The organism is Nocardia sp. XZ_19_369 (assembly GCF_015355715.1).
Taxonomy (GTDB): Bacteria; Actinomycetota; Actinomycetes; order Mycobacteriales; family Mycobacteriaceae; genus Nocardia.
In genome coordinates this window covers 1-24,466 of record NZ_JACVED010000019.1, presented here as the reverse complement: position 1 = coordinate 24,466, position 24,466 = coordinate 1, and the positions used below count along the sequence as shown (strand labels likewise).

General features: G+C 68.7%; 28 protein-coding genes. 17 read left to right on the top strand and 11 right to left on the bottom strand.

Features of this window, described 5'->3' with window-relative positions; translation table 11 throughout:
• Both IBX18_RS41470 and IBX18_RS41465 read left to right on the top strand, forming a co-directional pair.
• A partial coding sequence (locus IBX18_RS41470; protein ID WP_194838898.1) for a hypothetical protein occupies positions 1-223 on the top strand: 223 nt, incomplete at its 5' end.
• A 125-nt stretch (positions 224-348) separates the two neighbouring features.
• The gene (locus tag IBX18_RS41465; RefSeq protein ID WP_194838897.1) at positions 349-876 is read left to right on the top strand and encodes a hypothetical protein; all 528 of its coding nucleotides are present in this window, start codon (positions 349-351) and stop codon (positions 874-876) included.
• 66 nt (positions 877-942) lie between these two features.
• On the opposite strand, the gene IBX18_RS41460 is transcribed toward IBX18_RS41465, so the two are convergent.
• Positions 943-1,599 (bottom strand): hypothetical protein, encoded by a 657-nt coding sequence (locus IBX18_RS41460; protein WP_194838896.1) that lies wholly within the window; start codon positions 1,597-1,599, stop codon positions 943-945.
• A 283-nt stretch (positions 1,600-1,882) separates the two neighbouring features.
• Between IBX18_RS41460 and IBX18_RS41455 the strand changes: the two genes are divergently transcribed.
• Positions 1,883-2,395 carry a hypothetical protein gene (locus tag IBX18_RS41455; protein ID WP_194838895.1) on the top strand — a complete coding sequence of 171 codons (513 nt, stop codon included), beginning with the start codon at positions 1,883-1,885 and terminating at the stop codon, positions 2,393-2,395.
• A 125-nt stretch (positions 2,396-2,520) separates the two neighbouring features.
• Entirely contained in the window at positions 2,521-3,297 is a 777-nt protein-coding gene (locus IBX18_RS41450) for a hypothetical protein (RefSeq protein ID WP_194838894.1), read from the top strand.
• A 269-nt stretch (positions 3,298-3,566) separates the two neighbouring features.
• On the opposite strand, the gene IBX18_RS41445 is transcribed toward IBX18_RS41450, so the two are convergent.
• The 6 genes from IBX18_RS41445 to IBX18_RS41420 form a co-directional block, all read right to left on the bottom strand.
• On the bottom strand, positions 3,567-5,345 hold the full coding sequence (locus IBX18_RS41445) for a hypothetical protein (RefSeq protein ID WP_194838893.1): 1,779 nt from the start codon (positions 5,343-5,345) through the stop codon (positions 3,567-3,569).
• Positions 5,342-5,557: a hypothetical protein gene (locus IBX18_RS41440; protein WP_194838892.1), complete on the bottom strand. Its 216-nt coding sequence runs from the start codon at positions 5,555-5,557 to the stop codon at positions 5,342-5,344. Before IBX18_RS41440 ends, IBX18_RS41445 begins: the two co-directional genes overlap by 4 nt.
• Before the next feature lie 45 nt (positions 5,558-5,602).
• On the bottom strand, positions 5,603-6,256 hold the full coding sequence (locus IBX18_RS41435; RefSeq protein ID WP_194838891.1) for a hypothetical protein: 654 nt from the start codon (positions 6,254-6,256) through the stop codon (positions 5,603-5,605).
• Positions 6,257-6,421: 165 nt separating this feature from the next.
• The gene (locus tag IBX18_RS41430) at positions 6,422-6,976 is read right to left on the bottom strand and encodes a hypothetical protein (protein ID WP_194838890.1); all 555 of its coding nucleotides are present in this window, start codon (positions 6,974-6,976) and stop codon (positions 6,422-6,424) included.
• 199 nt (positions 6,977-7,175) lie between these two features.
• Entirely contained in the window at positions 7,176-7,913 is a 738-nt protein-coding gene (locus IBX18_RS41425; protein ID WP_194838889.1) for a hypothetical protein, read from the bottom strand.
• Entirely contained in the window at positions 7,910-8,284 is a 375-nt protein-coding gene (locus IBX18_RS41420; protein ID WP_194838888.1) for a winged helix-turn-helix domain-containing protein, read from the bottom strand. Before IBX18_RS41420 ends, IBX18_RS41425 begins: the two co-directional genes overlap by 4 nt.
• Positions 8,285-8,755: 471 nt before the next feature.
• On the opposite strand from IBX18_RS41420, the gene IBX18_RS41415 reads away from it, so the two are divergent.
• Positions 8,756-9,922: a hypothetical protein gene (locus tag IBX18_RS41415; RefSeq protein WP_194838887.1), complete on the top strand. Its 1,167-nt coding sequence runs from the start codon at positions 8,756-8,758 to the stop codon at positions 9,920-9,922.
• Positions 9,923-10,146: 224 nt separating this feature from the next.
• The gene (locus IBX18_RS41410) at positions 10,147-10,542 is read left to right on the top strand and encodes a hypothetical protein (RefSeq protein WP_194838886.1); all 396 of its coding nucleotides are present in this window, start codon (positions 10,147-10,149) and stop codon (positions 10,540-10,542) included.
• Positions 10,543-10,981: 439 nt separating this feature from the next.
• Here the strand turns inward: IBX18_RS41410 and IBX18_RS41405 are convergent, their stop codons facing one another.
• The 3 genes from IBX18_RS41405 to IBX18_RS41395 all read right to left on the bottom strand — a co-directional run bounded on the left by IBX18_RS41405 (position 10,982) and on the right by IBX18_RS41395 (position 12,740).
• Complete coding sequence (locus IBX18_RS41405; RefSeq protein ID WP_194838885.1) at positions 10,982-11,365, bottom strand: hypothetical protein; 384 nt, start codon at positions 11,363-11,365, stop codon at positions 10,982-10,984.
• 357 nt (positions 11,366-11,722) lie between these two features.
• Entirely contained in the window at positions 11,723-11,881 is a 159-nt protein-coding gene (locus IBX18_RS41400; RefSeq protein ID WP_194838884.1) for a hypothetical protein, read from the bottom strand.
• Positions 11,882-12,158: 277 nt separating this feature from the next.
• Positions 12,159-12,740 carry a GntR family transcriptional regulator gene (locus tag IBX18_RS41395; protein WP_194838883.1) on the bottom strand — a complete coding sequence of 194 codons (582 nt, stop codon included), beginning with the start codon at positions 12,738-12,740 and terminating at the stop codon, positions 12,159-12,161.
• Between the two features lie 115 nt (positions 12,741-12,855).
• On the opposite strand from IBX18_RS41395, the gene IBX18_RS41390 reads away from it, so the two are divergent.
• The 11 genes from IBX18_RS41390 to IBX18_RS41340 all read left to right on the top strand — a co-directional run bounded on the left by IBX18_RS41390 (position 12,856) and on the right by IBX18_RS41340 (position 22,273).
• Entirely contained in the window at positions 12,856-13,281 is a 426-nt protein-coding gene (locus tag IBX18_RS41390; protein ID WP_194838882.1) for a hypothetical protein, read from the top strand.
• 151 nt (positions 13,282-13,432) lie between these two features.
• Positions 13,433-13,819, top strand: coding sequence for a hypothetical protein (locus tag IBX18_RS41385; protein ID WP_194838881.1), 387 nt, complete (start codon positions 13,433-13,435; stop codon positions 13,817-13,819).
• Between the two features lie 93 nt (positions 13,820-13,912).
• The gene (locus IBX18_RS41380; protein ID WP_194838880.1) at positions 13,913-14,683 is read left to right on the top strand and encodes a hypothetical protein; all 771 of its coding nucleotides are present in this window, start codon (positions 13,913-13,915) and stop codon (positions 14,681-14,683) included.
• Positions 14,684-14,918: 235 nt separating this feature from the next.
• Positions 14,919-15,476 carry a hypothetical protein gene (locus tag IBX18_RS41375; protein ID WP_194838879.1) on the top strand — a complete coding sequence of 186 codons (558 nt, stop codon included), beginning with the start codon at positions 14,919-14,921 and terminating at the stop codon, positions 15,474-15,476.
• A gap of 175 nt (positions 15,477-15,651) precedes the next feature.
• Positions 15,652-16,035 carry a hypothetical protein gene (locus IBX18_RS41370; RefSeq protein ID WP_194838878.1) on the top strand — a complete coding sequence of 128 codons (384 nt, stop codon included), beginning with the start codon at positions 15,652-15,654 and terminating at the stop codon, positions 16,033-16,035.
• A 180-nt stretch (positions 16,036-16,215) separates the two neighbouring features.
• On the top strand, positions 16,216-16,584 hold the full coding sequence (locus IBX18_RS41365; RefSeq protein WP_194838877.1) for a hypothetical protein: 369 nt from the start codon (positions 16,216-16,218) through the stop codon (positions 16,582-16,584).
• 35 nt (positions 16,585-16,619) lie between these two features.
• Complete coding sequence (locus IBX18_RS41360) at positions 16,620-17,216, top strand: hypothetical protein (protein ID WP_194838876.1); 597 nt, start codon at positions 16,620-16,622, stop codon at positions 17,214-17,216.
• A 6-nt stretch (positions 17,217-17,222) separates the two neighbouring features.
• Positions 17,223-17,726, top strand: a complete 504-nt coding sequence (locus IBX18_RS41355; RefSeq protein WP_194838875.1) for a hypothetical protein — start codon at positions 17,223-17,225, stop codon at positions 17,724-17,726.
• 58 nt (positions 17,727-17,784) lie between these two features.
• Positions 17,785-17,955, top strand: a complete 171-nt coding sequence (locus IBX18_RS41350) for a hypothetical protein (protein ID WP_194838874.1) — start codon at positions 17,785-17,787, stop codon at positions 17,953-17,955.
• Between the two features lie 1,049 nt (positions 17,956-19,004).
• Positions 19,005-21,167: an FtsK/SpoIIIE domain-containing protein gene (locus tag IBX18_RS41345; RefSeq protein ID WP_194838873.1), complete on the top strand. Its 2,163-nt coding sequence runs from the start codon at positions 19,005-19,007 to the stop codon at positions 21,165-21,167.
• 239 nt (positions 21,168-21,406) lie between these two features.
• The gene (locus IBX18_RS41340) at positions 21,407-22,273 is read left to right on the top strand and encodes a protelomerase family protein (RefSeq protein ID WP_194838872.1); all 867 of its coding nucleotides are present in this window, start codon (positions 21,407-21,409) and stop codon (positions 22,271-22,273) included.
• A 167-nt stretch (positions 22,274-22,440) separates the two neighbouring features.
• On the opposite strand, the gene IBX18_RS41335 is transcribed toward IBX18_RS41340, so the two are convergent.
• Positions 22,441-23,748, bottom strand: a complete 1,308-nt coding sequence (locus IBX18_RS41335) for a hypothetical protein (protein WP_194838871.1) — start codon at positions 23,746-23,748, stop codon at positions 22,441-22,443.
• Positions 23,749-24,466: the final 718 nt, after the last annotated feature.

The window sequence follows — 24,466 nt, the reverse complement described above, 5'->3', positions numbered from 1 at the left end:
GGCCGAGGTTGTCGCGGCGCATGCCGAGACCGCGCGCCTGGACGCCGAGCTCGCTGCCGCCCGGGCGCGCCGCCGTGACGCCGCGCACAAGCTCGTCGCGCGCGGGTACAAGCCGTCGTGGATCGCTCGTGAGCTGGGTGTCAGTCCGCAGGCGGTGGACAGCTTCCTGAACTACCACAAGAACAAGCCCGCCAAGCCCGTCAAGGGTGACCCCGCCACGTGAGATATGTTGCGCCGCACCATATCCCGGATCAGCCATGCTGCCGCGGGCGCGGGCGATCATCTGTCACCGGGCCCCGTCACGGCGGCGGCCCGGCACCGATCTCGAGGATTTCGAGGAGTACGACCATGAACGACGCACACTATGTCCCCGGCGTCCCGGAGAGCTTTCTCGCCCCGGGTATGTCCCCGGTGCTGAGCGGGCCGGTGCTGGCCTACGATCGGGCCTGGCTCGATCGCACCCCCGATCCGCAGGTGCGCCCGGGCACGACCTTCCGCGACCTGCTGCGCCTGGACGAGGGATTGGGCATCTATGACCTGCTCGACCACCACATCGTCACCGACCTGCTCGGCTACATCGATGCCGACAACGACGACGGCGGACACGACGGTATGGCGGTGACCGGCTGGCAGCCCGCGCCCGGAGTCACCGTGTCATTCCACGCGACCTACGGCCGCCGCGACAACCACAGCGACGGCGCTGATGGGCTGATGTTTCATGCCGTGATCCCGGATGGACCGATCCTGGCCGACCGCGTCGGCGCCACCGCCGTGCATCGCGCCGGTGCGCGGGGGGAGGCCGCGCTGGAGCTGCTGCTGACCAGTGTGGCTCACGCGATGAACGCCACCGCACGCGTGCACCGCGAGTTCGCCTGACACCGCCCGCCGAGTGCCGGTCCGTGCCGCCTGCGGGGCCGCGCGATCGTTGCGCCGCCTCTCGGGCTAGCGGACGCCAGCGAACGGAAGGGTGCGGGCGAACGGAAGTGTCTCGGGGTCGTCGCCGGTGCGGTAGTTCTCGACCGCATCGATATGGGCGAACCAGTGCTCGATGCTGCCCGGTTGCCATACTCCCGCGTCCCATGAGTGCCCGGTCATCATCAGCGAGAAGTCGCTCTCGGCCAATATCAGCGAGCTCAGGACGAACACTTGCAGTGTCGTGAACGGTTCGAGGTCGTCGTCGGCGGCCGGCACGGATTCGGACGGCGGGTAGATCCATGCCAAGGTGAATTGGTCGGACCGTGCGCTGTCGAATACCCAGCCACGTTGAGACATTCGGTCGGAGAACGCTTCGGCGGAGGCGACGAACGCGCGTTCGTTGGTCTCGAAGCCGTCGAGCTCTCGGTAGCCTCCCAGCAGGTATTCGCGCACATCGGTCGTGGGAGACGGACTCACCGGCACACCACACGGACCGAGGCTGGCCTCCCAGCGAGCCTGATCGCGCTCGACGCGGTCCCATTCCTGCTCGGTCAATGTCAGCGAACCGGTGTACGCGGCCGATGCCCGAACCGGCTGCACGTAGTGGCCGGTGTCCTCGCTGCGCGGAGCCTTGGCCTTGCGTGCTGCACGACGCGCCTGCTTCTTCGCAGTCAGTTTGCTCACCGTGTCGTTGTATCAGGGGCGGCTTGGATTACAGCGCTATGACGCGCTCACAAATTGTCGCAACGATCGGCGGGCCGCCGATGTGGCCGCGGTAGTCGTCGCGGGTTCCCGCGTGGGCCCGGGGCGGCGCGGCTGTGAGCGCCGGAGGATGCGGCACGAACGCCGTTTGGTGCCGCGGGCGCGACGGGAGTGAGTGTGTATTTGTACATCGTCGGCTCCCGCGGTCTCGTGTCAATGTTGGTGAGTGCCACAGCAACCCGCCGCTGATCGGAGATTTCTGACCATGACCACCCCGAGCTCTCTCATGTTCGCGGTCATCGCCGAGAAGGCTGGTGGGCTCGATCGCAGCGCCACCGCGCAGTTCGCTGATATCGGGCGTGCCGACGTCTACGCGGCGAGCTTGATCGAGTCCGGCGACTACGGCCCACACGCGGTGGAGGTCACTGTCGCGCCGCCGCCCGGGCCGGGACCGTGGACCGAGGTCACCGCCACAACCCATGCGGGCAGTATCGATCGGGCGGCGACCGCCCGGTTCGTCAGCGAGAACCGCGCCGCGGACTACGCCCACAGCCTGGACGAGTCCGGCGACTACGCACCCGGCGATGTGCGGGTGACACTGCTGTATCACCCTGCTCAGAAGGCCGCCGTCGATCCGGGTGCGCTGGGCACTGCCACGCTGGGCACTTCCACCTCCGCCCGCACCCGCGACACCTCCCGTGCCACACCGGTCGAGCCCCTCGGCGCCCGCGATGTGTCCGGGCCCGCCACAGCCTCTGGCGCTGAAGCCGGACCGTAGTGCTGGGGTGGTCGGCGGCTGCGCGTAGGTCAGTCGATTGCCATGAGGTAAAAGACCACTCGCGAAATTGGAACAATATGTTCCAAACCCTGACATGCCAATCCATCCATGGAACAATATGTTCCATGACGAACTTGTTGGTGACGCCGGTCGACACCGCCACGCCCACTACCCTGTACTGCCGCTACAGCACCGAGCAGGCCCCGCAGCCCTGCCACGTGAGCCTCGACCTCGAGAGCGGCAACCTGACCGCCGACTACAACTCCGAGCCCGGTTCGGCGTTGCCTGAGTCGGTGTACCACCAGCGCACGTTGTGGTGGTCGATTCCCTGTTTGACCGCCGATGGCGCCAACGAGCTGCTCGACGCGCTGGCGCCGCTGGCCGCGCGGGTACTCGCGGGGGCGTCGGTCGAGTGGAATGGAAACAACAATGTCGGTCGTTTCGACGCCGACGCCGACGCCGCGCAGGCCGAGATCGCCGCGGCATGCAGCGGCATCGGGGACGCGGACTACCCGCGTGTCCTGGAATGGGACGCCGACGACTGGTTCGCCGAGGGCGAGCCCCCGGTCGTCGGGGCGGAGCTCACCGACGCCGAACTCGGGCTCCTCGGTGAATCGCTGGCCGCCGAAGCGCTCGAGATGAGCACGAGCCCGCGACCCGATGACGTGAACGTCATAGCGCGGTTGAACGAATGGCTCGGCCAAGCACGTGACGCAGCCCGTAGCCATGTCGAGCGAGATCTCGTCGAGACAGCGGAGGCCATCGATGAACTTGAGACGCGGCGAGACGAGCTGGTCACTCGCGTGAGTGGATGGCTGTCCTACCGCGCGGTCGGCGAACTCGCCCGGCTCAGCCACACTCACGCTCGCCGGATTGCTACAGCCGAGCCCTCGGACCTCTGAGCTCCACCGCCGTTTACGGCCCCTCAGGGAATGTCTTACGTAGGCGGCGCCGACCGCGCCCCCTTCTCCGGATACGGCGGGAGCGGTTGGGCGCGGTGGTGTTGCCCGTGCCTGGTTGCTACCGCGTTGGGGTGTCGGTGGATGTGTGGGGCTGGGCGCATGGTCATCGGCGCTGGCATGTGATCGAACCGGTGGCTTCTTCGCGCGCGGCGCCACCGTCGTGCACCGCGCCACTGCGCGCGGGCAGGGCGAGTTCGCCTGACATCGCTTCACAGGGTTGGGCTGGTATCGGATTCGGTTGCGGGCGCGGTGGACTCGGGTGCGGGTGCGGGTGCGGCGGCGTGCGGGGTGCGACCGGCTGGCGTGAGCGGGGGTGTGGCTGCGGTGGCGGCGTGCAGGTCGGGGGTGGGTCCGGTGGTGGGTTGGGCGGTGGTGATCTGGTGCTGGAATTGGGTGCTGGCGTGGGCGATGGTGGCGGGGTTGCCGGTGGTGGCGAAGGTGGGGTGGTGGGGTCGGTCGCGGTCGCCGATGGTGGCGCGCAGGGTTTGGTCGTGATGGTGCTGGCCGGTGGTCATGTGGGTGTGGATCCAGTGCGCGGCGTGGGCGGGGGTGGGGTGCAGGCTGTAGGTGTTGAGTTGCCAGCCGGGTCCGGGCAGGGCGGTGTGGATTTCGGCGCGGTATCGGGTCTGTGCGGTGGCCTGGTGGAGTATGTGACCGATCTCGGCCGAGGTCAGGCCGGCGGCCGCGGCGGTGGTGCTGGCTTGGCGTAGCGCGTGGATGGCCTCATCGGGTGTGGGCGCCTTCTCGGGTGTCGGTATGGGGGTGTATTCGGTTGCGCTGGAGCGTATTCCGGTCACGGTGGTGAGGTCATCGGTGTATTGGATGCCGTGGCGGCGGGCGTTGTCGACGAGTTCGGCGGCGTGGGGGTCGAGGTGGCGCAGTGTGTGGGTGGTGGTGCGGGCGGTGTCGATGACGTGGGCCATGGCGGAGTAGGTGAGGTCGTCACCGAGGTAGCTCGGAGCGCTGTCGAGGCGGGCCAGGGCGGTTTCCAGGCGGGCCAGCACGGTGGCGGTGGAGTCGAGGGCGGCGGCGACTTCGGGGCGGTAGGCGCGTTCGTAGAGCCAGGCGTCGTAGGCGTCGGGGTCGAGGATCAGGCGGGGCAGACCACGGGGGCCGGGGTCGATGGTTTCGGGGCGGGTGAGCGCGGCGGTGAGGACCTCGAGACGCGCCACGGCCGCCGGGGTGAGCCCGGGCGGTGGTGGCTGGCGGCGCGCGGTGGCGATGATGTCGTCGGCCAGCACGCCGGTGTCGGTGGTGAGCGGGGTGGGCTGGTCGGGGTCGAGCAGCTGGTGCAGCCAGGTGAGTGCGCCCAGCACCGCGGCCCGGTCACGCAGCCCGCCCCCGGGGGCGGGCGCGGTGAGCACGCGGGGACGCAGTCCGGTGGTGCGCGGGTCGGTGAACGCGGCGAGAGTGGTCGCCGACGGCTCGGAGTCGGCGCCGGTAGGGGTGTGATCGGTTGTGGCCGAACGGGTCTGGTCGGGTCCGGCCATGTCGGTGCCTCCACGGGGTGGGCTCGGCGGAACAACGCCGCCCGAGCGTAGGCGCGCGATCCCGCCGCGGCGGGGCTGTTCCCCCTCCCGGGTGGGCACACTCGGGAGGGGCAACAGCCCCCGGCGCCGGTGCCGGGCAGGGCCGGGCTCGTGGTGACCGACGCGGTCGGGCGAGGGCCGGGCAGCTGCGCCGCGCCGCTGCGCTCTCGGTGGGGTAATCGGTTGTGCTGGAGTGTGTTTCAGCTGATGTGGCCGTCGTTCGAGGGTGGCGTGGCCGGTGGCGGTCAGGCGTTGTGCGCTGGCGGTGCGGCGTAGACGCCAGACGTGGAAGCGTTGCCAGTGGTCTCGTCCTGCGGGGGTGGGGATGCCGGCGTGGTTGAGGGTGGTGGCGATGGCGGGGTCGGTCATGCCGCGGGTGTGCATGTCCATGACGGCGGCCAGGACATCGGCCGGGCACAGCATCGGGCGCCCGACCCGGGTGCGGGAGGTGGCGGTCACCGGCGTCGGCCCGTGCGATGCCGCAGCGTGGTGAGCAGCTCGCGCAGTACCAGGCGGGCGCGTTCGCCGCGTGCGGGCCCGGCGAACAACGCGACCAGGGTGGCAATGATGATCAGGGTCAGGAGCACGGCCAGTGTCGCGGCGGCCACGACGACGGCGGTCAGGGGTGGATGGACGGGGGCGGCCAGCACGGCCAGCAGGTAGAGATACACGCTGAAACTCCCGGTGAGGGTGCGGGACAGCGTGCGGGCCTGGTTTCAGGCGCGCGCGGGTCCCACGAGTCGAGTGGAGATCGAGGTCGGCTCGTGGGTGTTGGGGCCGCGGGTCAGGTGCCCGCGGGCGGTGAGCAGTTGTCCGGGTGGTTCGGTGCAGGGCCGATAGCGGTGGCGCAGAACGGCTTTGCGTTGCTCGCTGGTGTGGATCAGCGCGGCCAGGCGGCGATGCCGGTCGCGGGGCAGCGTGTCGGCCCGGACGGTTACGCGGGCGCGCAGGGTCCGCAGCAGGTCGCGTGGCAGCCACCAGCGGCGGTTGCCGCGTCGGCGTTCGAGGGCGGCGGCGAAGGTCGCGGCAATGCGGCGGTGCAGGTCGGAGTTGAGGATCGCGGCGTGCAGACCGTGGTGTGCGGCGCGGGTGTGGGGGTTGTCCCAGATCACCTGCGCGGCGGCATCGCTCACGCTGGTGCACAGCGGGGGGACCTGCACGGAGTCGGTGAGGTGGGCGAGCGTGTCCTGGTCGAACAGCTCGGACAGGTCGGGCGGCGGGATCGCCGCGGCCGCGTGCGCGGCGGCGGCCATCATTGTCTGCTGCAGCTCACGCCATTGCGGGGTGTCGGTGATCCGGTCGGCGATCTGGTCGGCGAGTTCGCGCACGACATCGTCTGTCGTGGGTGCGAATCCGGCCGGGGCTGACATGGTCGTCAGCGTAGGCCAGCACGGGAAGTGTTCGCTATTTCCTTCCGCGCCCGGATCTGTCGTGGTTGAGGCGGTGCGCGCGAACGCGGGGAAGTAGCCGGACCGCCCGGGTGGCCCCGCGTGGTCGGGATGCCGAGAGCGGTTCATATGGCATGAGGCTGGGCGCTATCGTGCGTCGGCCACCGGCGACGCGCATTCCTCGAGGAAAGCGGCTCGGACGAAGTCCAGCGTGATCTCTTGGGCTTCCAGTGCCGTGGCTGCGCGCAGCGCGAGCTCTTGTTGCCAGGGTTCGGGCCGGATCTGGCGCTGTTCGGTGTGGGCCGGGGTAGCGGTGACCTCGATCCACACGCGATTGCGGTGCCGGCGCACCGTCACCACGCGCCCCTGTGTGTCCGGCGGGCACTGCGGGCCGGGCGTCTCGGCGGCGTGCACGGGCACTTCGGCCGACCGCAGCACTCCTACAACACGGTCATAGAACTCGCGCAGGGCGAACGCGTCGAATCCTGCCTGTCGGGCCAGGCCGGATTCCTCGATGATCAGGTTGCGTGACCATCCCTTGGTCTTGGCCTCCGGATCTGCGTCCGCCTCCCACATCGCACCGATCAAATCGGACATGGCCTGACGCTCCTTGGCCCGCAATTCGAACCGGCGCGCGCCGAGCTGCGAAACACGTTGCAGCGCGCCGGAAATAGGAACATTCCTCTTGAGTTTCCTGCTCATGAAGCAAGTCTAGTACTAGACCACTGGCCCGGTCTAGTACTAGACCGGACGACGGCGTCGACGAGCTCGCGCACGCCCGTTTGAAGCACGAATGCTCTTTGCGGGCAACGACACTCGCGGCGTTCCACGCAGTGCGTATTCAGGACTCGATGAGGGCGACGAGTGCGCGCAGGTGACGGCCCGCGTCGTGGCTGCCCGATCAGTGGTGCAGCGGTGAGGGCGGGTGGTCCGGGGTCGCTGGCTGTTGTGCGCGGGCGTGAGAAACGATGGCGCGCAGGGTTATTGCGGTGAAGGCGGTGGCGGTGTGGGCGGCGAGGTGGCCGTGGGTCATCGCGTGCAGGGCGGGGGCGTGGCGGGTGTCGATGCTCCAGCAGTCTGCGGGTTCGAGGGTGTCGGGGACCTCGCGGGGCAGGGTGGGGCGGGCGGTGATGACCTCGTCGGCGCTGAGGTCGATGGCTACCCAGGGCCATGCTGTGCTGGTGGGGCTGTCGTCGCCGATGCCGGTGTAGGCGTGCAGGTCGGCGAGCTCGGCGGTGATGGTGGCGGCTTGCTCGGTGAGGGTGGGCCCGGCGGGTGTGGGGATGGCGGCGGGGCCGTTGATGTCGGTCCATATCTGGGTCCAGGACCGCTGTTCGATGGCTTCCAGCCGCAGCAGCACCTCGATGACCGTGGTGTCGCGTTCGGCGAGTAACTCGGTGATCTGGCGGTTCACCAGGCCGTTGACGACACCGGTGGGCAGCGGCGGCACCTCGTCCTCGGGGTCGGCGGGGATGGCGGGCAGCCACACCGGCGTGCCGTCCACGGTCTTGGCCCAGCCTGTCTCGGGGTGGGGGGTCCAGCCGGTGCGGCGCAGGTAGGTGCCGATGCGGTGGGGGACTTGGGTGTTCGCGTTCATCAGGTCGGTCACGGAGTACCAGTAGTGGTAGCGCGGCGTCATGGCTGTTCGGCCTTCGATGTCGGGGAGTTCGGTGCGGGCGGGTCGAGGCGGGCCAGGGTGTTGTCGAGGTGGGTGCGCAGGGTGTCGAGTTTGGCGGCGAGGGTGTCGAGGTCGGCGCGCAGGGTGCGCAGTTCGGTGGTGGGGTCGGCGACGCGGGCGCGGGTGCCGTGGCGGCGGGTGATCAGGTGTTCGGCGTCGAGCAGCTCGAGGGCGTTCAGGATGGTGCGGTTGGCGACACCGTGGATGGTGGTGAGCTCACGCACGGTCGGCAGCAGCGCGCCGGGGCCCAGTCGCCCGGAGGTGATCTCGGCGGCGAGGTCGTCGGCGATCTCGCGGGGGGTGCGGGCGGCCCGGCGTCTGTTGTCGGTCACACCCTGAGTGTAAGGGCGGGGTGTGACATCACGGAGGGGTGTTTTGCGGTGCGGGAGAACATTTTTCGCGTGTATTGCCTGCGGCTGCGGCACCGCATTAGGGTGGGAAACATCATCGGATGATGAAACCGGTCGCGCGCGAAAGGGTTTCACGCCCCGCGTGCGCGCAGGGCTTCCCGATGGCGTGCCGTCTGCCCTCCGCGGGGTGGCCGGAGCGCCGGGACGTGGGGGAGTGGACCGGCGAACCTCACAGTCCAGGAAATCCGAAGCGAGACAAAAGAAGAACCCGCCCTCTCCCGCGCTGCCAACGTTTGAGAGGACGGGCCGAAAACCCAGCTGGGTGCCCGCGCAGTGATGGTGAATCACTGTGCGGCTGCGCACAACGATAGCGGATCGGTCTGACATGTCGATGCCTCGGACCGGGCGCGAGGGTGGCGTGCGCGCCCGGCTCTGACCCGAGAAGAGGACAGAGTGAGCAACCTCCATACCGCGTTGGTCGACCGGGTGCATCTGGTCGACATCGAGTCGACCAAATGGGGGGCGTGCAAGGCGGTGCTGCGGGCGATCGCCAACCACGCCAACGAGGCCGAAGCCGATATGGCGTGGCCGGGGGTGGAGTTGATGATGCTCGAGACCGGGCTCTCGGAGTCGGTGATCGTGCGCACCACCGGGCTGCTCGCGCGCACCGGCTGGATCCGCAAGTGGCGCCGGTTCGCGAGGTCGAACATGTACCGGCTCAACATGTCCAAGCTGCGCAGCCACCAGGTCGCCCGCCCGTCACCGCGGGTGGTGCACATGGGCGAGCATCTGCCCGCGCTGCTGTTCCCCGGCGAAGACATCACCGAACTGCTGCCTGCTGGGCAGCCCGCACCCGCCGCGCCGCCGCGCTTCTGCGTCCCGGGCCGCAGCACCGCCCGCGCCCGTGCCGCCAAAGCCGCTGCGGCAGGGACGGGAAACCCGCAGCCCGCCCCGGGTTACGCCCGATCGGCGTCTGCGGGCCGGGCCGATCCCGCGCCCGGACCGGTTACGCCGGATCGACGTGAGAGCACACGCCGGATCGACGGGAAGGTTCACGCCGATTCGACGACCGAACAGTTAGACAACGATCAACCAACAGTCAGTCACCCCGGGACCGGGGGCCGCGGCCCCGCCGCAGAAAGCGCCCCGGGGTGTCTGACTGCTGAGGTCGTGCCCGCACACACCAGCGGCGACCCGGCGCCGGGCACGCCGGCGCGCGCCGCGCGGCTGCTGGCGGGGCTGTCGTTGCCGTGGCCGGTGCCGCCCAGCGTGATCCGGCTCGTCACCCCCGTGCTGGAGCAGCGCCTGGCCCAGGGCGGATGGACCGAGCCCTCACTCGCCGCCTGGATCGAGACCCACGTTCCCGCGGCGATCCTGCGCTCGCGCGAACCGATCAAGCATCCCCCGGGATGGCTGGTCAGTGTCCTGCGCGAGATCCCCGCCACCGCGCCCTCGGTCCGCGCCGACGGCCGCCCCGGCACCCGGGATGCCCGCCCGCCGTGGTGCGGCCGCTGCGAGTCGCCCCAGTGCCGGATGATCACCTTCACCGACGGCCACGACGAGATGCGCCGCCGCTGCCCGGACTGCCACCCCAGCGCCCGCACGCTGGCTGCCGTATGAAAACCATTGCCCACCAACCACTTACGGGTACGCCTGTGCTCAAGTGTCCGTGCCCTGCGATGGCCCAGCGCGGCGGGCGAGGCCACATCCGCCGGTCCGATGACCGCCGCTGCGATCGGCGTGGACAACACCACCGATGCCCCCCGGGCGCCGGTACCGAGCCGGTCACCGACCTCGGTCCCTGCGGCTAGCCTGAGCCCGGGACTCGACAGAAGGTGAACGAGATGGAATCGCTGTGGGAGAAGCACCGCCGCCGCCGCGACGAGGAACTGCTGCGCCACGCCCTGCTACTCGGTTCCGGCCCGAATCTCCCAGAGGAGATCGTGCAAGCCCTGTGGGCCGCGGTGGCGCGCACTCCGCGCTGGCGTGCGGCGCGGGTGACACCGGACAACGCCGCCGCCCGACTCGAGGAGTCACGCAACGGGATCCGCTACACCAGCCAGGGCCGACGGGTGATCGGCGACCGCCGGACCCGGCGCCGGTTCGGAGAATACCTGCGTCGAGCGCGCGAGTCCGGCGACAGCGCCGACGCCGACAAACTCTCCGAGCTCCTCGAGCACGGTAGACGCCCCCCGCCGGACTGGGAGGACAGCGGCCGCTGGTATTCCGCGCACTTCTAGAGATCCCCGGAAGTTCCTGCTCGCGCGGGCTGGTCGGTTCGCTCTCACCCGCGGGCGGTGAGCGCCAGGCGCCGCAGCAAGGGGACGGGGGAGAGGGAGGCCTTGCCGCCGGGTGGAGCGAAAGTGGTTGCTGGCGTGGAGGTTCCGGATGGCACCGGCGGTGGTGTGCTGGAGTGCGTGCCGGGGGCCGGGCCGCAGTCGCGGGCGAGCGCGGCGTCGATGAGTTCGTCGTGGGCGTCACGCGGTCCCGGCCGCGCGGGGCGCCGCCGCGTGCCGGGGGCGAGTCGGCCCCTGCCCGGCAAGGGGGCAGGGGGCCGCGGCAGTCGTTGCACGGTTCCCTCGGGTGCCGCAGTGCCTGCTCCGGGCTCGTCGAACGCTGCAGAAGGAGTGAGGGTTACGGGCCTGGCTCTGCCTGGCTGCCCAGTAGATATTGGCGAGATCATGAACGAGGCTGCGTGAGGTGGTGTGTCTGGGCGTCGAAGACGCCGTCGTCGTCGGAAAGGGTTTTGACCTCTATCCAGGAGCGGCCCAGCTTTCCCACATAGCAGGTCTGGTGCATATTCGGTGCTCGGGTGAGCCGAAGAGCCGATACCCACGCGTCGATTTCGTTGGCCTGGTTGCTGGTGAACCCTGAGAACTCGGGGTGGTCGGCATCGCCCACGTGGCGGTAGTGATAGTTCCAGTTCAGGCGCGGAAGCTCGAACTCGGTGACCAGGCGGGCATAGGCGTTCACCACGTCGTCGAGAGCGTCCTGCGCGACTCTGAGCAGACGGAATTCCGCATTCAGTTCGATCCGTAGTTCCGCGCGAAGTTTCTGTGCCACAGTCGACCTTTCGTCACTCGGATTCATCTGCCTGTTCGAACCGTGCGAGGGCTCTGGGGAGACGGTAGGCGCGGTCGTGTCGATGTGCCCGGATTTCCGAGGCGTGCCGAAGGGTGTGGGCGTTCATGTTCGATCCCATGTCGTCGGCGGCCGCCTGCGCCCGTCCCGGGAGCCCAGCGTGGGGGAGGGCGCGGCGCCACGCCTGGGTGGGGTGAATCCGGTTGCGGCAGTGGGGGATCCGGGGCAGATGACGGTGGAATTATCGGTGCTGGGCTGGTAGGCGGGGCCGAGGCGGCCGTGCAGCCGCAGCATCTGGGCCATGGTCGCGGTGACCGGCAGGGCGTGCCAGTCCTGCTCTCAGCGTGGATGCGGGCACCGATCCGCTGCTGGGGTGGGGGTGTGTTCGCAGGCGAGCTGGGCGTCGATGAGTTCGTCGATCGCGTCACGCGGGCCCGGGCGTTGCGCGCGCCGGCGCGGACGGGCCAGCGCGGTCACGGCGGTGAGAAACTCCAGCATGGGCACCTCGCGAGGGATGGGTGGTGAGTCTGCGGGCGAGGGTAAGACGGCGGGAGGCGGTGCCGGGGCGGGGTTCACCTCGGTGGTGGATACACCGGGCGTGGGTCGCCGCGGCGCCGAACGTGTCTGCGGCGAGGCTAAGGCGCGAGGTGGCCGCCGGGGTCGTTCTGCCCACCCGGTTGGGGCACACCGGGTGGGGGCAGTGGCGGGGCGGGCCGGGCCGGATCACCCGGCGGAGTTGATCTTGATAGGGGAGTTGATCTTGATCGGTGCGGGGTCAGTCCTGCGGTGTGGCGTCGCGGGTGAGGCGGGTGCGGATCTCGGCGGTGCGCGCGGCCAATTCGTGTGTGGCGGCGTCGATCTGGGTCATCGCGTCGCGGGCGAGGCCGGTCAGCGGTGAGCTCGTGGTGCGCGCCAGGGCCCAGAAGGTGCCGTTGTCGTCGGGGCCGGTGGCCCGTCCGGCCTTGACCAGGGCTTCGAGGGCGGCGCGGGCGGTTTTGTGGGCGACGTGGTGCGCGGCGACGAGTTCGCCGATCGTGGGCAGCGCGGCGGCGGGGGCGGGATCGCCGGCGTCCAGGCGCGCGGCCAGTGCCGTGGCCAGGGCGTGCACGCGGGGGGAGTGCGAATAGGTCGTGGGCTGTGGTCCGCGCTGGGTGGCGACGCCGCGCTCACGGGCGAGCTTGCGCACCGCGTCGGGGTAGGGGAAGCTGCCCAGCCCCTGGACCTCGGCGACGCCGAGCTTCTCCCGCAGGCCCTGTTCGGCCAGCTCGTCGCGCAGGTTTTTGACCTGCTTGTCGAGGGCGGCGAGGAGCTCGACGAGCTCTCCGGCGTCGCGCAGCAGGGTCTGGGTGTCGGGCACCGCACCATCATACAAAGTTTCGCAAACAATTGTGAAACACTGGCGCATACGGTTCATGAGTGATAGTTTCGCAATAGTTCGTGAAACAATCACTCATTGGCGTCATGGAGGACTCATGAACCACCGGCCCCACCACCCGTCCCCAGCCCCAAGCGCATCCCGCACCCGCCGTGCCCGCCTCGAGCGCGCGCTCTCGCTGGCGCTGCTCTCGCTGGCGCTGGGACTGTTCGTGATGGCGGCGGTCCTGCCGGTGCTGGTGCTGACCAGCCATCGCGCACCGGCGGCCCAGCCCGGCACTCTGACCGCGTCCCAGGTCAGCGAGGACGGCTGCGTCATGTTCTGCACCGCCGCCGAAAAGCCCACCCTGGCAAAGCATTCGGCATACCCCGGCGGCGACGCCGCAGCCTCCTACCCGGGCTCGGCCGCGTCGGCGGCGGTGTCGCCGGGGTGCTGGACGGGGCTGTTCTGCACGTCACCGCCGCCGATCGCCATCGAGCTCGGCGGCGGATCCGGCAGCGGGGGATGGCAGCTGGACCTGTAGCCCCGGCGCTGCCCGGTCCGGCCCGTTCACCCACCGCACGCCACAGTCCTGCGCCGAGAACCGAAAACCCCTGCCGGGCACCGGCGTTCCCGTGCCCGTTCACCGCCGCGCGCTGACTGCGCCGCGGACACCCGAGGAAAGGACCCCCATCATGGCCTACTTCTGCGAGCTCGTCGTCGATGACGACCCCGAGTCGGGATTCGAGCACCCCGCACAGGCATTCGAGCGTGCCCGTCAGCTGGCTATCGCCGAAGCCCTCCACGACAACGACGAGGGCGAGGACGAGGTCGAGGAGTTCGACGAAAGCGCTTGGCTGGCAGGCAACTACGACTGCGGCACCATCGCGGCCAAGGCCGCTTATGTGGTCGTGCGCGGCGCCGAGGACCCGGCCGACCTGCCCACCGCTCAGCGGCTGGCCGCCGAGCTCGCCGACACCCACCCCCAGATCAGCGACGAGACCGGCCCCGCCGGAGCCATCGCCGTCCTCAAGGGCGACGGCACTCGCGGCTGGCTGTATTTCGGCAACGCCACCACCTGACCCCACCAGCCCGCGTCCCACCGTGGCGGGACGCGGGCACCCGGACTCGCCCGCGCCACCGCAGCACCTTTCACTCACCGGAAAAGGGCTCTCATGAACACGACCCACCCCGAACTCGCCGAGGCCGCCGAGGCCCTGCGCCAGGCGCTGACCCACCACGTGCGCGCCGCCGTCGACGCCGCCTCCGCTGATATCAGCCCGGACTACGCCGCGGGCTACAGCGACGGCATCACCAGGGTCCTCGACGCCCTGCACAGCCACGGCCCGCTCGCACGCCGGTTCCTCGAGGCCCTCGACGCCGTCTCGCCCGCCGCCAGCGCCGAACCCGCCGAACCTGCCGAACCTGCCGAACCTGCTGGTGCCGAACCCGCTGCCGCTGAACGGATTACCCCCGACTCCGGCACGCACGTGCCCGCGCGGGAGGGCCAGACCATCGTCTACCCCGACATCAACGGGTTCGTCACCTACCGGGTCACCACGACCCGCGACCTCACCTGCCCCGACGTCGACGGCGAGCTCGGCGGCTACGGGTTCACCATCAGCTTCCGCACCGCTGAGGGCACCGACCACCTCAGCACCGCAGCCGGCGGGTTCCGCACCGTGGCGGCCGCGGCCGAGGAGTCCAAAATGCGTCTGTCGAGCTCGGTTCCGGCGGTGTTCCTGTGGCCCGAGCGCTACCCGGCACCGCGTCCGGCCCGCAGCGCTCCCGCGAGCCGAGAAGAGATCCGGGCCGCCGTCGCGGTCCTGTGGTCAGAGCAGGGCACCCGTCAACCCGAGGCCGCTGAGGACGGCACCCGGGCGCGGGTGCTGGCCGAGCTGACGCTGCGCATCATCGAGAAGGCCGGATGGCGGCCGGGGGTCTAGATCACCCGCGCACCGGGTCCGCGCTCGTCGCGGCCCCGGTGGGTGTAAGCCTGCCCGGCTGCGAGGGATGGGACGCGGTCGTTCGGTGAATGATGCACTCGCACAACCGCATTCGGTGATCAAGCGTCCAAGATCGACACTCATTTTCATGAACTACAGTTTCGCAAAAATGTTGGAAACTATGGCTTAGCACGCTATGCTGGTAGTAGAACAAGCCCTTGGATCGGAGCCGAAGATGACCCTCGCGACCACCGAAACCGCCACGAGAATCGACCTCTCGCCGCTGGGGATCGTGATCCTCGGGTCCGTGCTCCTGGCGATCTGGGGCGTCGTCGAGTTCATCTCGTTCCAGGGCCGCCTGCAGCACCGCCGCAAGGTCAAGAAAGCCGCCGTGCGCCGCCGCGCCGAGAAGGCCCTCCAGCGCCGCCACCGTAAGGAGACCGCGGGTGCCGCCACCTGCTTCGGCGCCGAGATCGGCCCGGTCAGCGCACTTCCACTGAACCTCTACACCGCCGCCACCTCCCAGGAGGTCAACCAAACCGCCTTGGCCGTCCTGGACCGACTGGAAGCCGAAGGCCTCGCCGTGGTGAGCCTGCGCATCGGCGTCCTGGGCAAGGACGGCAAGACCTTCGCCCGCAACCTCAAAGCCGTCGAGGCGCCGATCGCGCAGCAGCGCAAACGGATCCAGAGCCGCCAGAATCGCGAGCGCAGCCTCGACGCCAAGCGCGCCCAGGGCAAGGCCGCCGCCCGCGAGGAACGCGCCGCCACCTCTCGCCAGCGCTTCACACGCTGACTGCCCCACGTCTGCTCGGCCTCCCGATTCCGGGACCGCCCGGTCCAGCGGCTCACCGTGCCGAAAACCCCCTCGAGGACAAGCGCATACAGGGCCATGACTCACGGACATATCGACGTTCCGGCGCACTTGGACGCGCGCCCCACCCAACCCCACGACATTAAGGAGACCCTCGATGGGCTGGTCTATCGGATTCGACACGACCTGGCAGCGCCACATCGGCTACGAGGTACCCGCCCAGTGCGATCACCCCGGCTGCAGCGCCGAGATCGACCGCGGCCTGGGCCACGTGTGCGGCAGCGAGCCCTACGGCGGCGAGGAAGGCTGTGGCCTGTATTTCTGTGGCAGCCATCTGGGATACGGCGAAACCGACGCCCGGCTGTGCCAGCAGTGCCAGCAGTGCAGCGAGCCATTCACCCCCACACCCGATCTTGCGTGCTGGATCAGCTGGAAGCTCACCGACCCGAGCTGGCAGCGGTGGCGCACCGACAACCCCGACCAAGTCCGCCAACTCCACGCCGCCTCAGCGCCCTCTCCGCGCGGCGCGAGACGCCCGTGATGCCGGACTGACCCGCAACATCGACCGCGTACGCGAGCGGTAGCGGCACACGACCAGAAGCCCCGGCGCGCAGGCCCGCCGCCGGGCGAACGCGGCCACGCCTCATTGAAGCCCGCCCAGCCGGACCAGACACGACACGGCACGACCGAATCAGAAACCACAGCAGCACAGGAGGATCCGATGGCCACCATGCACGCCGACGCCAGCTTCACCCACACCCCGCGATGCCTCGGGGGCCCGAGCTGCACGGGTGCGGTGTTCTACCTGCGGGCCACCTACACGCAATTGACCCACGCACTCGGCGAGACCGACACGATCGAGCACGCCGAACCCTCCTGGGTGGTGCTGGTGCGCGCCGCCGACAACCAGCGCGCCGAGCGAGTCGCCATCCACCACACCAGCACTCGCCCGCGCACCGAACCCGACGAGCCCACGCTCTGGTACGTCACCGCCTACCACGACGGACTCTGGGCCGCCGAGCGTCTGAGCGCGGCACTGGGCGAGATCGTCGAGTTCACCACCGGCCCGCGCCTGAACCTCGGCGCCTGAGCCCGAACAATCCCCATCAGGCAAGGAGAGACAGCATGAGGGGCACCAGTACCCGCCACCATCGCCCTCGCGCGCAGGCGACTCAGCTCGATCTGTTCGGTGAGGTGCTCGCCGCCGAACGCACACGCTCGATCGAAGCGCTGACCTGTCTGCGCGACGCGGTCCCCGAGGCCCTCGAAATCATTGCCACACTGCGGTACCGGTCCCCGAGCGACACCCGCTCGCCGCGCTCGAGCGGGCAGTGGGCCTACTGCGTGTGCCGTGGGGGACTGTGCTTCGAGAACGCCGACGACTGGTGGGCGGGGTCGCGTGCTCGCGGCGAGGTCTGGGGGTGGGCCCGCACCCCCGCGCACCTGATCACCTGGGACCAACTGGCCGCGCTGGTGCAACACGATCCGCGCCGCGCCGAGATCTGCGCGTGGACAGAAAGCCTCCTGTCCCCGCGGGGGCGGCTGGTGACGCGCCCGTTCGAGCTGTGGCCCAACCCTGACCAGTGGAACCCCGGCTACCTGGACTCCGATCGCGCGGACCCGCTGTGGCCGCAGCGCCGCAAGGCCTGGCAGCTCGTACTCGACCTGCTCACCGACGCCATCGCCGCCGCGTCCACCGGCCAACCGGGACGGGGGAGGTGAGTCCTGGTGAGCAGCAGCGACCCCCGTACGCGTCGGGTGATCACACGGGCCTGGCAGATCCCGACCTGCGAGGGCTGGATCTGGAGCATCGAGCCCGACCCCGAGACCGGCCTCGGCGGAGCCGGGCACGCGTGTAAGGCCCGCGCCAGCCACCACATCGCGGCGGTCCGCTACACCGGCGGCGCGCACACTCCCGCCGACCGTGACGTGTGCCGCGCCCACCTCGCCGCGGAACTGGACCACCTGCGCCGCGAGCACGCCTGGACATGGCGGCTCCAACGGGTGGCGATGCCGGCCCCGACCATCACCGCCCTGACCCTGACCGTCGACGTGCGCGGCTGGGCGCACGGCCACAAACGCTGGCACCTCACCGAAACCGACGCCACCACCACGGTGATCGCCCTCGAACTGTTCAGCACCTCACCACCGATCCCGACCCCGCCACCACGCCGCGACCGCACCGCGCGCCCCGGTGCGCCAGCACCCCAACTCGCCCTGTTCACCCTTTGAACCCGGCGCCGCGACCATCCGAATCATGGTGCGGCGGCCCAACACCGATGGAGACACGATGAGCCGCGACTACGCCCGCATCGCCGACGACTACACCCGCAACACCCACACCGCCGCCGGGACGGTCTTCGCCGTGCTCGCGGTGGCCCAGCAGCTCGAACGCATCGCAAGCGCCCTCGAACAAGTCAACCTCAACGCCCCCAGGAAGGCCCGGCCGTCAAAGGCGTGAGGTGATCCAACATCCCCGTCAGCACGGCGGCCGCCCCGGGCTGCACGCCAGCACGAAAGCGGCCGGACCACGTGGGGGAGCGACCCACGGACACGATGATGTGCCCGCAGCCGGAATAACGGCGACCCTGGTTCGCCGCCGACGTCGAATTTCGTCAGCGCCCACCGCTACACCGAACTCTGGACCCTGGACGAGCCACAACGCCGTGCCGACAACGCCGCCGTCTTGACCCAGCGCTCTCGCCGAGGACCGCGCGCGATAGCCGTAGCCCGCCCGGATCGCCTCGATAGTCCTGCTTCGTGGAGATGGTGCAAAAGGTGTGCCATTGGATCCTGTGTGAATCCTGAGTGATTTTCGAGGGTGAGAGCTCGTCGTGAACGGCGTTGCGGCAGTGCGATTCACCGGTCCGGTGACGGTGAGCGAGCATGGTCGCCCGGTGCTCACACAGGAGACCGCGAGCAACCACCCACCCCCGCCGAGCAAGAGGGTTGCACCCCCTCGGCCCGCCACCAGCACCAGGTTGCACCCCCCGCACGGCAACCCCTCGATCCGGTTGCAACCCCCATCCACCCGGGGTGGCACCTGGTTGCATCCCATTGGCCCACCCTGGTGCAACCAGATGCCACCTCAACCCCTGGTGGTGATGCCCCCGCGTGCAATCCGGTGCATCCCCCCGCGGCAATGAAGGGGAAGCCTGCGGCAACCGGGACCGCCCCGCCGGCACAGAGGTTGCCGCCGCCGCATGCAACCGCATGCCCTGCTCCGGCAACCCCATGCCCGGCGCAAGCCACCACTTGCCACTGCTACGGCCACCCGATTGCCACCCCGGTTGCTCGGCGACACCACGCCCAGGCCTGGTCGGCAAGCCGCGTGGAGAGGGAGTTGGTACCGGCGCCGCAGTGGAGGCGTAGTCGATCATGCGTGCACTTGTTAGCACGATATGATGCGAACATGCTAACAATCGTGGGTGTGGTGCCTGCCTGGCCTTGTACCCCTCCCGCCGCGGCCGCGCACCACCGCGAGCACTGAGGGACCCGGGACCACAACCCATGAAGCTCAAGCGCCACCTCAACATCGAATCGGCCGTCGCGTTCACCGCCATGTGCCTGCTCGGCGGCGGAGGGTTCCTCGCCGTCGTCATGTTCCGCAAGCACCTCACCGCTCTGCTCGGACCCAACCTCGCCAGCGCCGTCATGGTGACCGTCCTCGTGACCGTCATCGCCGGATTCCTCGGTGAACGCTTCCGGCGCTCCTACAACGACCGCCGCACCCAGGCCCTGCACCGCGCCGAGCAAGCCGCACAAGACGCCTTCGTCCACCACGCCGCGGCCGCGATCGACGACCAGGAAGCACGCAACGCCGTCGAGCTCTTCTGCGACCGCCAGCAGGCCCCCTACATCTGGAGCGCCCACGGGCTCGGAGTGCTGCCCACCCTCGACAACCCCGCCGGCGTGGCACCCACCCTCTACGCCACCGACACCCACCCCGGCATCGAACCCATCGACGCAGGGGCCCGCATCCGCCTGCAGATGCCGCCCAGCCACACCAACCTCACCACCTACCTGAACAAACTCCCCGACATCGCCGACGAGGTCGGCGCCGCCGAACTCGACTTCGTCGGCCTGCTCGACAACCACCGCCACGTCCTGGTCCTCGACGTCATCACCCGCAACCCCCTCACCGCGCCCGCCTGGCAGCAGTGGCTGAACAACTACCACCCCCGCTTGCACCACGCGCTCGGACAGCTGGCCGAGCCCCGTGCGGCACGACGGATGTGGAAGCGCCTGGGCATCGGCTACGACGCGGACCCGCGCACCGGCGAACCCGGCGCCTACCCGGCGCTGCTGCCCGGCGAACACAACGGCCGACCCGACCACGGCGTGCGCAAGGTTCCCGTCGGCGCCCGAGTACGCCTGTCGATCCCGACCGGCTCACGCAAGGCCTTCGACGCCAAGCTGCCCGATGTCCTCTCGGCGCTGAATGTGCCGGACGGACGAGTCGTCGACGTCGACGGCAGCGAGATCACCCTGGAACTGCGTGTGGTCGACCCGATCGCCGGACTGATCTGGTCCCCGCTGATCTCGGTACACGAAGTGATCGGCCAGGACGGCCTGGTGCGGACGGAATTCCGCCCGACTGTGCGGCCCGGGTCGTTGAGCTGCCACGACGACATCTTCTTGGGCATCAACGAGCACGGCGACCCGATGACCCACAACTTCGCCAAGGACGGCCACATCGTCCTGGGCGGCGGCACCCGCACCGGCAAGTCCATCACCCTCAACAACATCATCGCCCAGGCGATGCTGATGCGGGACACCAAAGTCGTCGTCATCGACCCCAACGGCGCCGCCACACCACCGTGGTATCAGCTTCTGCACCTGGTATGCGAGGACAACGACGGCGATGCCGCCTCCAAGGTTCTGCAGGAAGTCCTCGACGAGATCGGACGCCGCAAACCGCTGTTCCACCGCCTGCGCGACGACAAGCTCACCGACTTCTCCGAGGAACTGCCCCTGTGGGTGGTCGTCATCGACGAGGCCGCCAACTTCCGCAAGCACGCCGGTTTCAACGACCTGCTCGCCAAGGTCTCGGCCCAGGCCCTGAAGTTCGGCATCATCCTGGTGCTTTCACTACAGCAGGTCTCGGAATACAACCTGCCCACCGCCGTGCGCACCAACCTCACCAACCGGCTCACCCACCGCGTCAACGACGCCCAGGACTACCGGATGCTGTTCCCCACAGCACCCGAATACACCGACCAGGTCACCAAACGCGCCACCATGCCCCAAGGCATGGCCATAGCCAGCCTCGCCTGCCACCCCGACCCCACCCGCATGCGCAGCGCGTTCCTGCCGACCCGCGCCTGCTTCGACATCGCCGACGCGATTGCGGCCGTCCGCGACTTCGTCCGCGAGCTGCCCTACCCCATCGACGACTCCGCCTACCTCGACAAACCCACCAGCACACCACCGAGCTCCCGCCCTGCCCCGGCGCAACCGAAACACCTCAACCAGCAGCACACCGAGGGCGGCGTGCTGCTGCTCGACGACTACCGCGGCGTCCGCATCTGCGACGCACCCGACTGCGACAACCCGGTCCCCAAGCAGCAGACCGGCCGCCCCGGCCGCTTCTGCTCGAAACCATGCCGCCAGATCTGGCACCGCACCGAGCGCAAACGCAAACGCGAACTACAAGACGCCGAGGACGAATGAACGCATAGCCGCCCTCGAATTACCTTCCCCACCAACAGAAGACGCAATCGACAAGTACGTCGGAACGGCCTGCCGATGCCACTGCCCCCGGCTTCCCCACCCCTAGCCGGAGCCCGCACCCACCCCATTCCAGACACCCCCGAAAACTACTCCTACCTGCCATATCCGCCACTCCTGTCATACGCTCACCGAAAGGACCCAAGAACTTGGTAACCGCAGCCGAAAGGGGGAGGAGCTCGATGCTGATCTCGCGCGACGAGCGGGAGCAGCTCGCGAAGTTCATCCGCCGGCTGCACGAGCTGCCCACCGACGCATCGCGGCACGGCGCGGCGCTGAATGAACTCAAACGGCTCTACAACAGACGAAAGCCCGACGGCGAGAAGTACTCTGACGACGTCAACCGCAAAGTCGTCATCGCCTACCGCAACGCCATCCGCGACGAGTTCGGCGAGAACGCGCCCGTGTTGAAAGCGCTGCGCTACTCCAAGGCCCGCACCGACGAATACAACGCGCGCCTGGTCGCGTTCCGCACCTACAAGCACAACAACATGCGCCCAGTCAAAGCCAGCGAATACATCGCCGCAGGCGTCGAACTCATCACCGACACGATGACCCGCAGGTGGAGCAACATGAACGCGATCGCCGCGGTATGCGGGCTCACCGGCCGCCGACCATTCGAAGTCGCCTGCACCGGCAACTTCGCCCCGGACCCGGCCCGGCCCCACTTCGTCCTGTTCTCCGGGCAAGCCAAGACCCGCGACGACGAGCGCGCCCACGCGACCTACAGCTTCCCGGTCCTGGGCGCGCGAGACCACATCCTGACCGCGGTGGCCGAGCTGCGCAAAAAAATCGACCCGAACATGGACAACGACACCTTCAACAACGAGTACGCCTCCAACATCGGCAAGAAAGTCAAAAAGGTATTCCACGACGCGCACGGCAAGCCGATCAAACCCCGCGACCTGCGCGACGCCTACGCCGCGATCGCTGTGCGGCGGTTCGCGCCCAGCGACATCTCCGACGTGCAATACATGAATACAATCCTCGGGCACAAATCCGGATCCCTCGACACCACAACCTATTACATTGCGTTCACGGCCATTTAGGCTGCAACACAACGACATCCACAACCCAGAAAACCCACTCCCCCCAGGCGAGACGAAACCGCACAGGTTTCGTCTCACCCCGCGATACGAAACCCGGCCACGGCGATACGAAACAGCCGGTCCATCATGCAACCCCCTCGACCAGCTGCCCGTTTCGTCTCCCGCTCCTACCCGCCCTCAACCCCCTCTGTCACATGCACACTGCCACCGTCACCTTCGTGGATGCGGTCATGGGCGAGCATCCAATTGAGGGTCTGGATCGCCGGCCGGGGCGGGGTGAGATCGCCGGTGAACCTCCACTCACGGTTGTCGGTACGGGTCACACCACCAACCCGAACGCGACGCAGCAAATCAGCGACAGCGCTCGGAAACGGCTCCCAATCCTCAGCTACTGACGCATCGGCATCCGGCGCCTCATCGAGGCCGGCATCCTCAGCCGCAACCGCATCCACACTGGCCACCACGGAAGGCTCACTGCCGGTGAGCTCACGGTAGTAGTCCACGCCGCCGCCGACCAGCTGCACCGCCGCAAACTCGTCGTCCTCGGACCAGCCTCCGACCCATTTGCGCTTCAGCAGCGAGTCCAAGGTCTTGACCGGCCCATTAACGACCGGCTCCCCATCAGCGAACCAGAGGCCCTTCACAACGTCGCGAATGAACTGCGTTCGGCCCGAACCAATCCGCAGGATCATGTCCCGCTGCGATGGACTGGTCCGCTTGCCAGCCGCAGCACCTCGCCGCGACCCGAGCCGATCCAGCGCCGACTCCACCACCTCTTGCAATTCACCCCGTCGTGCTGCTGCCAGTTGCTCACTGAGTTCCTCAGCCCGCCCCTCCGCATGCCGCTGGGCCAGCTCCGCGGCGGCAACAGCCGCCGAGGAATCCTCCAATTCGCGGCGCGCAGCGGCGGCCTGCTTCTCCGCATCGACATACCGCCGCTTGAGTTCGGCCCGTTCCCGGGCCACCGCCGCCGCCAACACACTGAACCTCGCCTCCGCGCGAGTCACCCGCGCCGCGGAGTCGTCAGCCAGACGCCGAGCCGCCGCCAACTCGCCCCGTACGGCCTCGAGCGCATCAACCGCTGACACCTCCGCCACCTCGACCACCGACGGCTCCACGGGGCTCTCAGCCGTGTCTCGGGGGGCCTCCTCCTCAACGACAGCATCATCGAGCTCCGGCACCAAGACCAGCCCCCGCGCCGGAGCGGAGTTCGACCGAACCGCCTCCGTCTTCAACCGCGCATTGTGCGTCTTCAACAGCTTCTTGCGCGCATCGCCGACCTTCTTCGAGACGTGCGCCTGCCCTTGTCCATCCAGCGTCCGCTCGCAGCAAGTCAGCGCCGGTCCAGTACCCGTACGTTGCAAAATCTCATACCCACACAGCTGCGGCACCAGCACCACCGCACCCTGCGGCAGCGGCACATCACTGCCGTAGGTATCCCACAACTCCCGGTTCGCCCACTGAAGCTCCTGCAAGGGCCGATTCGGTGGCCACAGCCCCACAGTCCCGCACCGAGGGCATGCGACTCCTCTGAGTGCTTGCAGGCCTGGATCGGGGTCGTCCGTCAGCGCGTCAATACGATGCTCACTGCGACAGGCCAGGCATCGAATGGGAAACGCCTTCGCAGCGACCGAGACGAGAGTGTCTTGGTCCCAGGCGATCTCGACTTGATCGCTCAGCCCGAGTGGCCACCGGCACCAGGCGACTACCTCACCCACCGGCACCCGAGGACCCTTCGCTCTCGTCGCCGCCTCCTCTACCCACTCCGGCAACGTCACTGGGGACATGGGGACTTCCTCTCCGAACTCCGGGACGCGGCCCCGACGAGGCCCTTACAACTACTACCCCCAGTATATCACGGGGGTAGTCACCTCCCCCAGAAGGGGTAGAAGGGAAAATTGGGGGGGAGAGGGATAGATATTGGGGGGAGAAGGGTGTAGAATTGAGGCATGAGCAAGGGGAAGCACGAAAATCGAGGTATAACACCAGAATTCAGAGCCGCTGATGAGGCAACACGCCCCTCCACCCCCTTTAGGGAACGCCCTTAATCCCCCAAAGTCACCCTTCACCCCCTTAAAATCCTCTCTACCCCCTTCGGGGGGAGACGAAACGCGAGTTACCAAGTTCTCTAGAGAACTTGGTAACTCGCGTTTCGTCTCCCCCCGAAGGGGGTAGAGAGGATTTTAAGGGGGT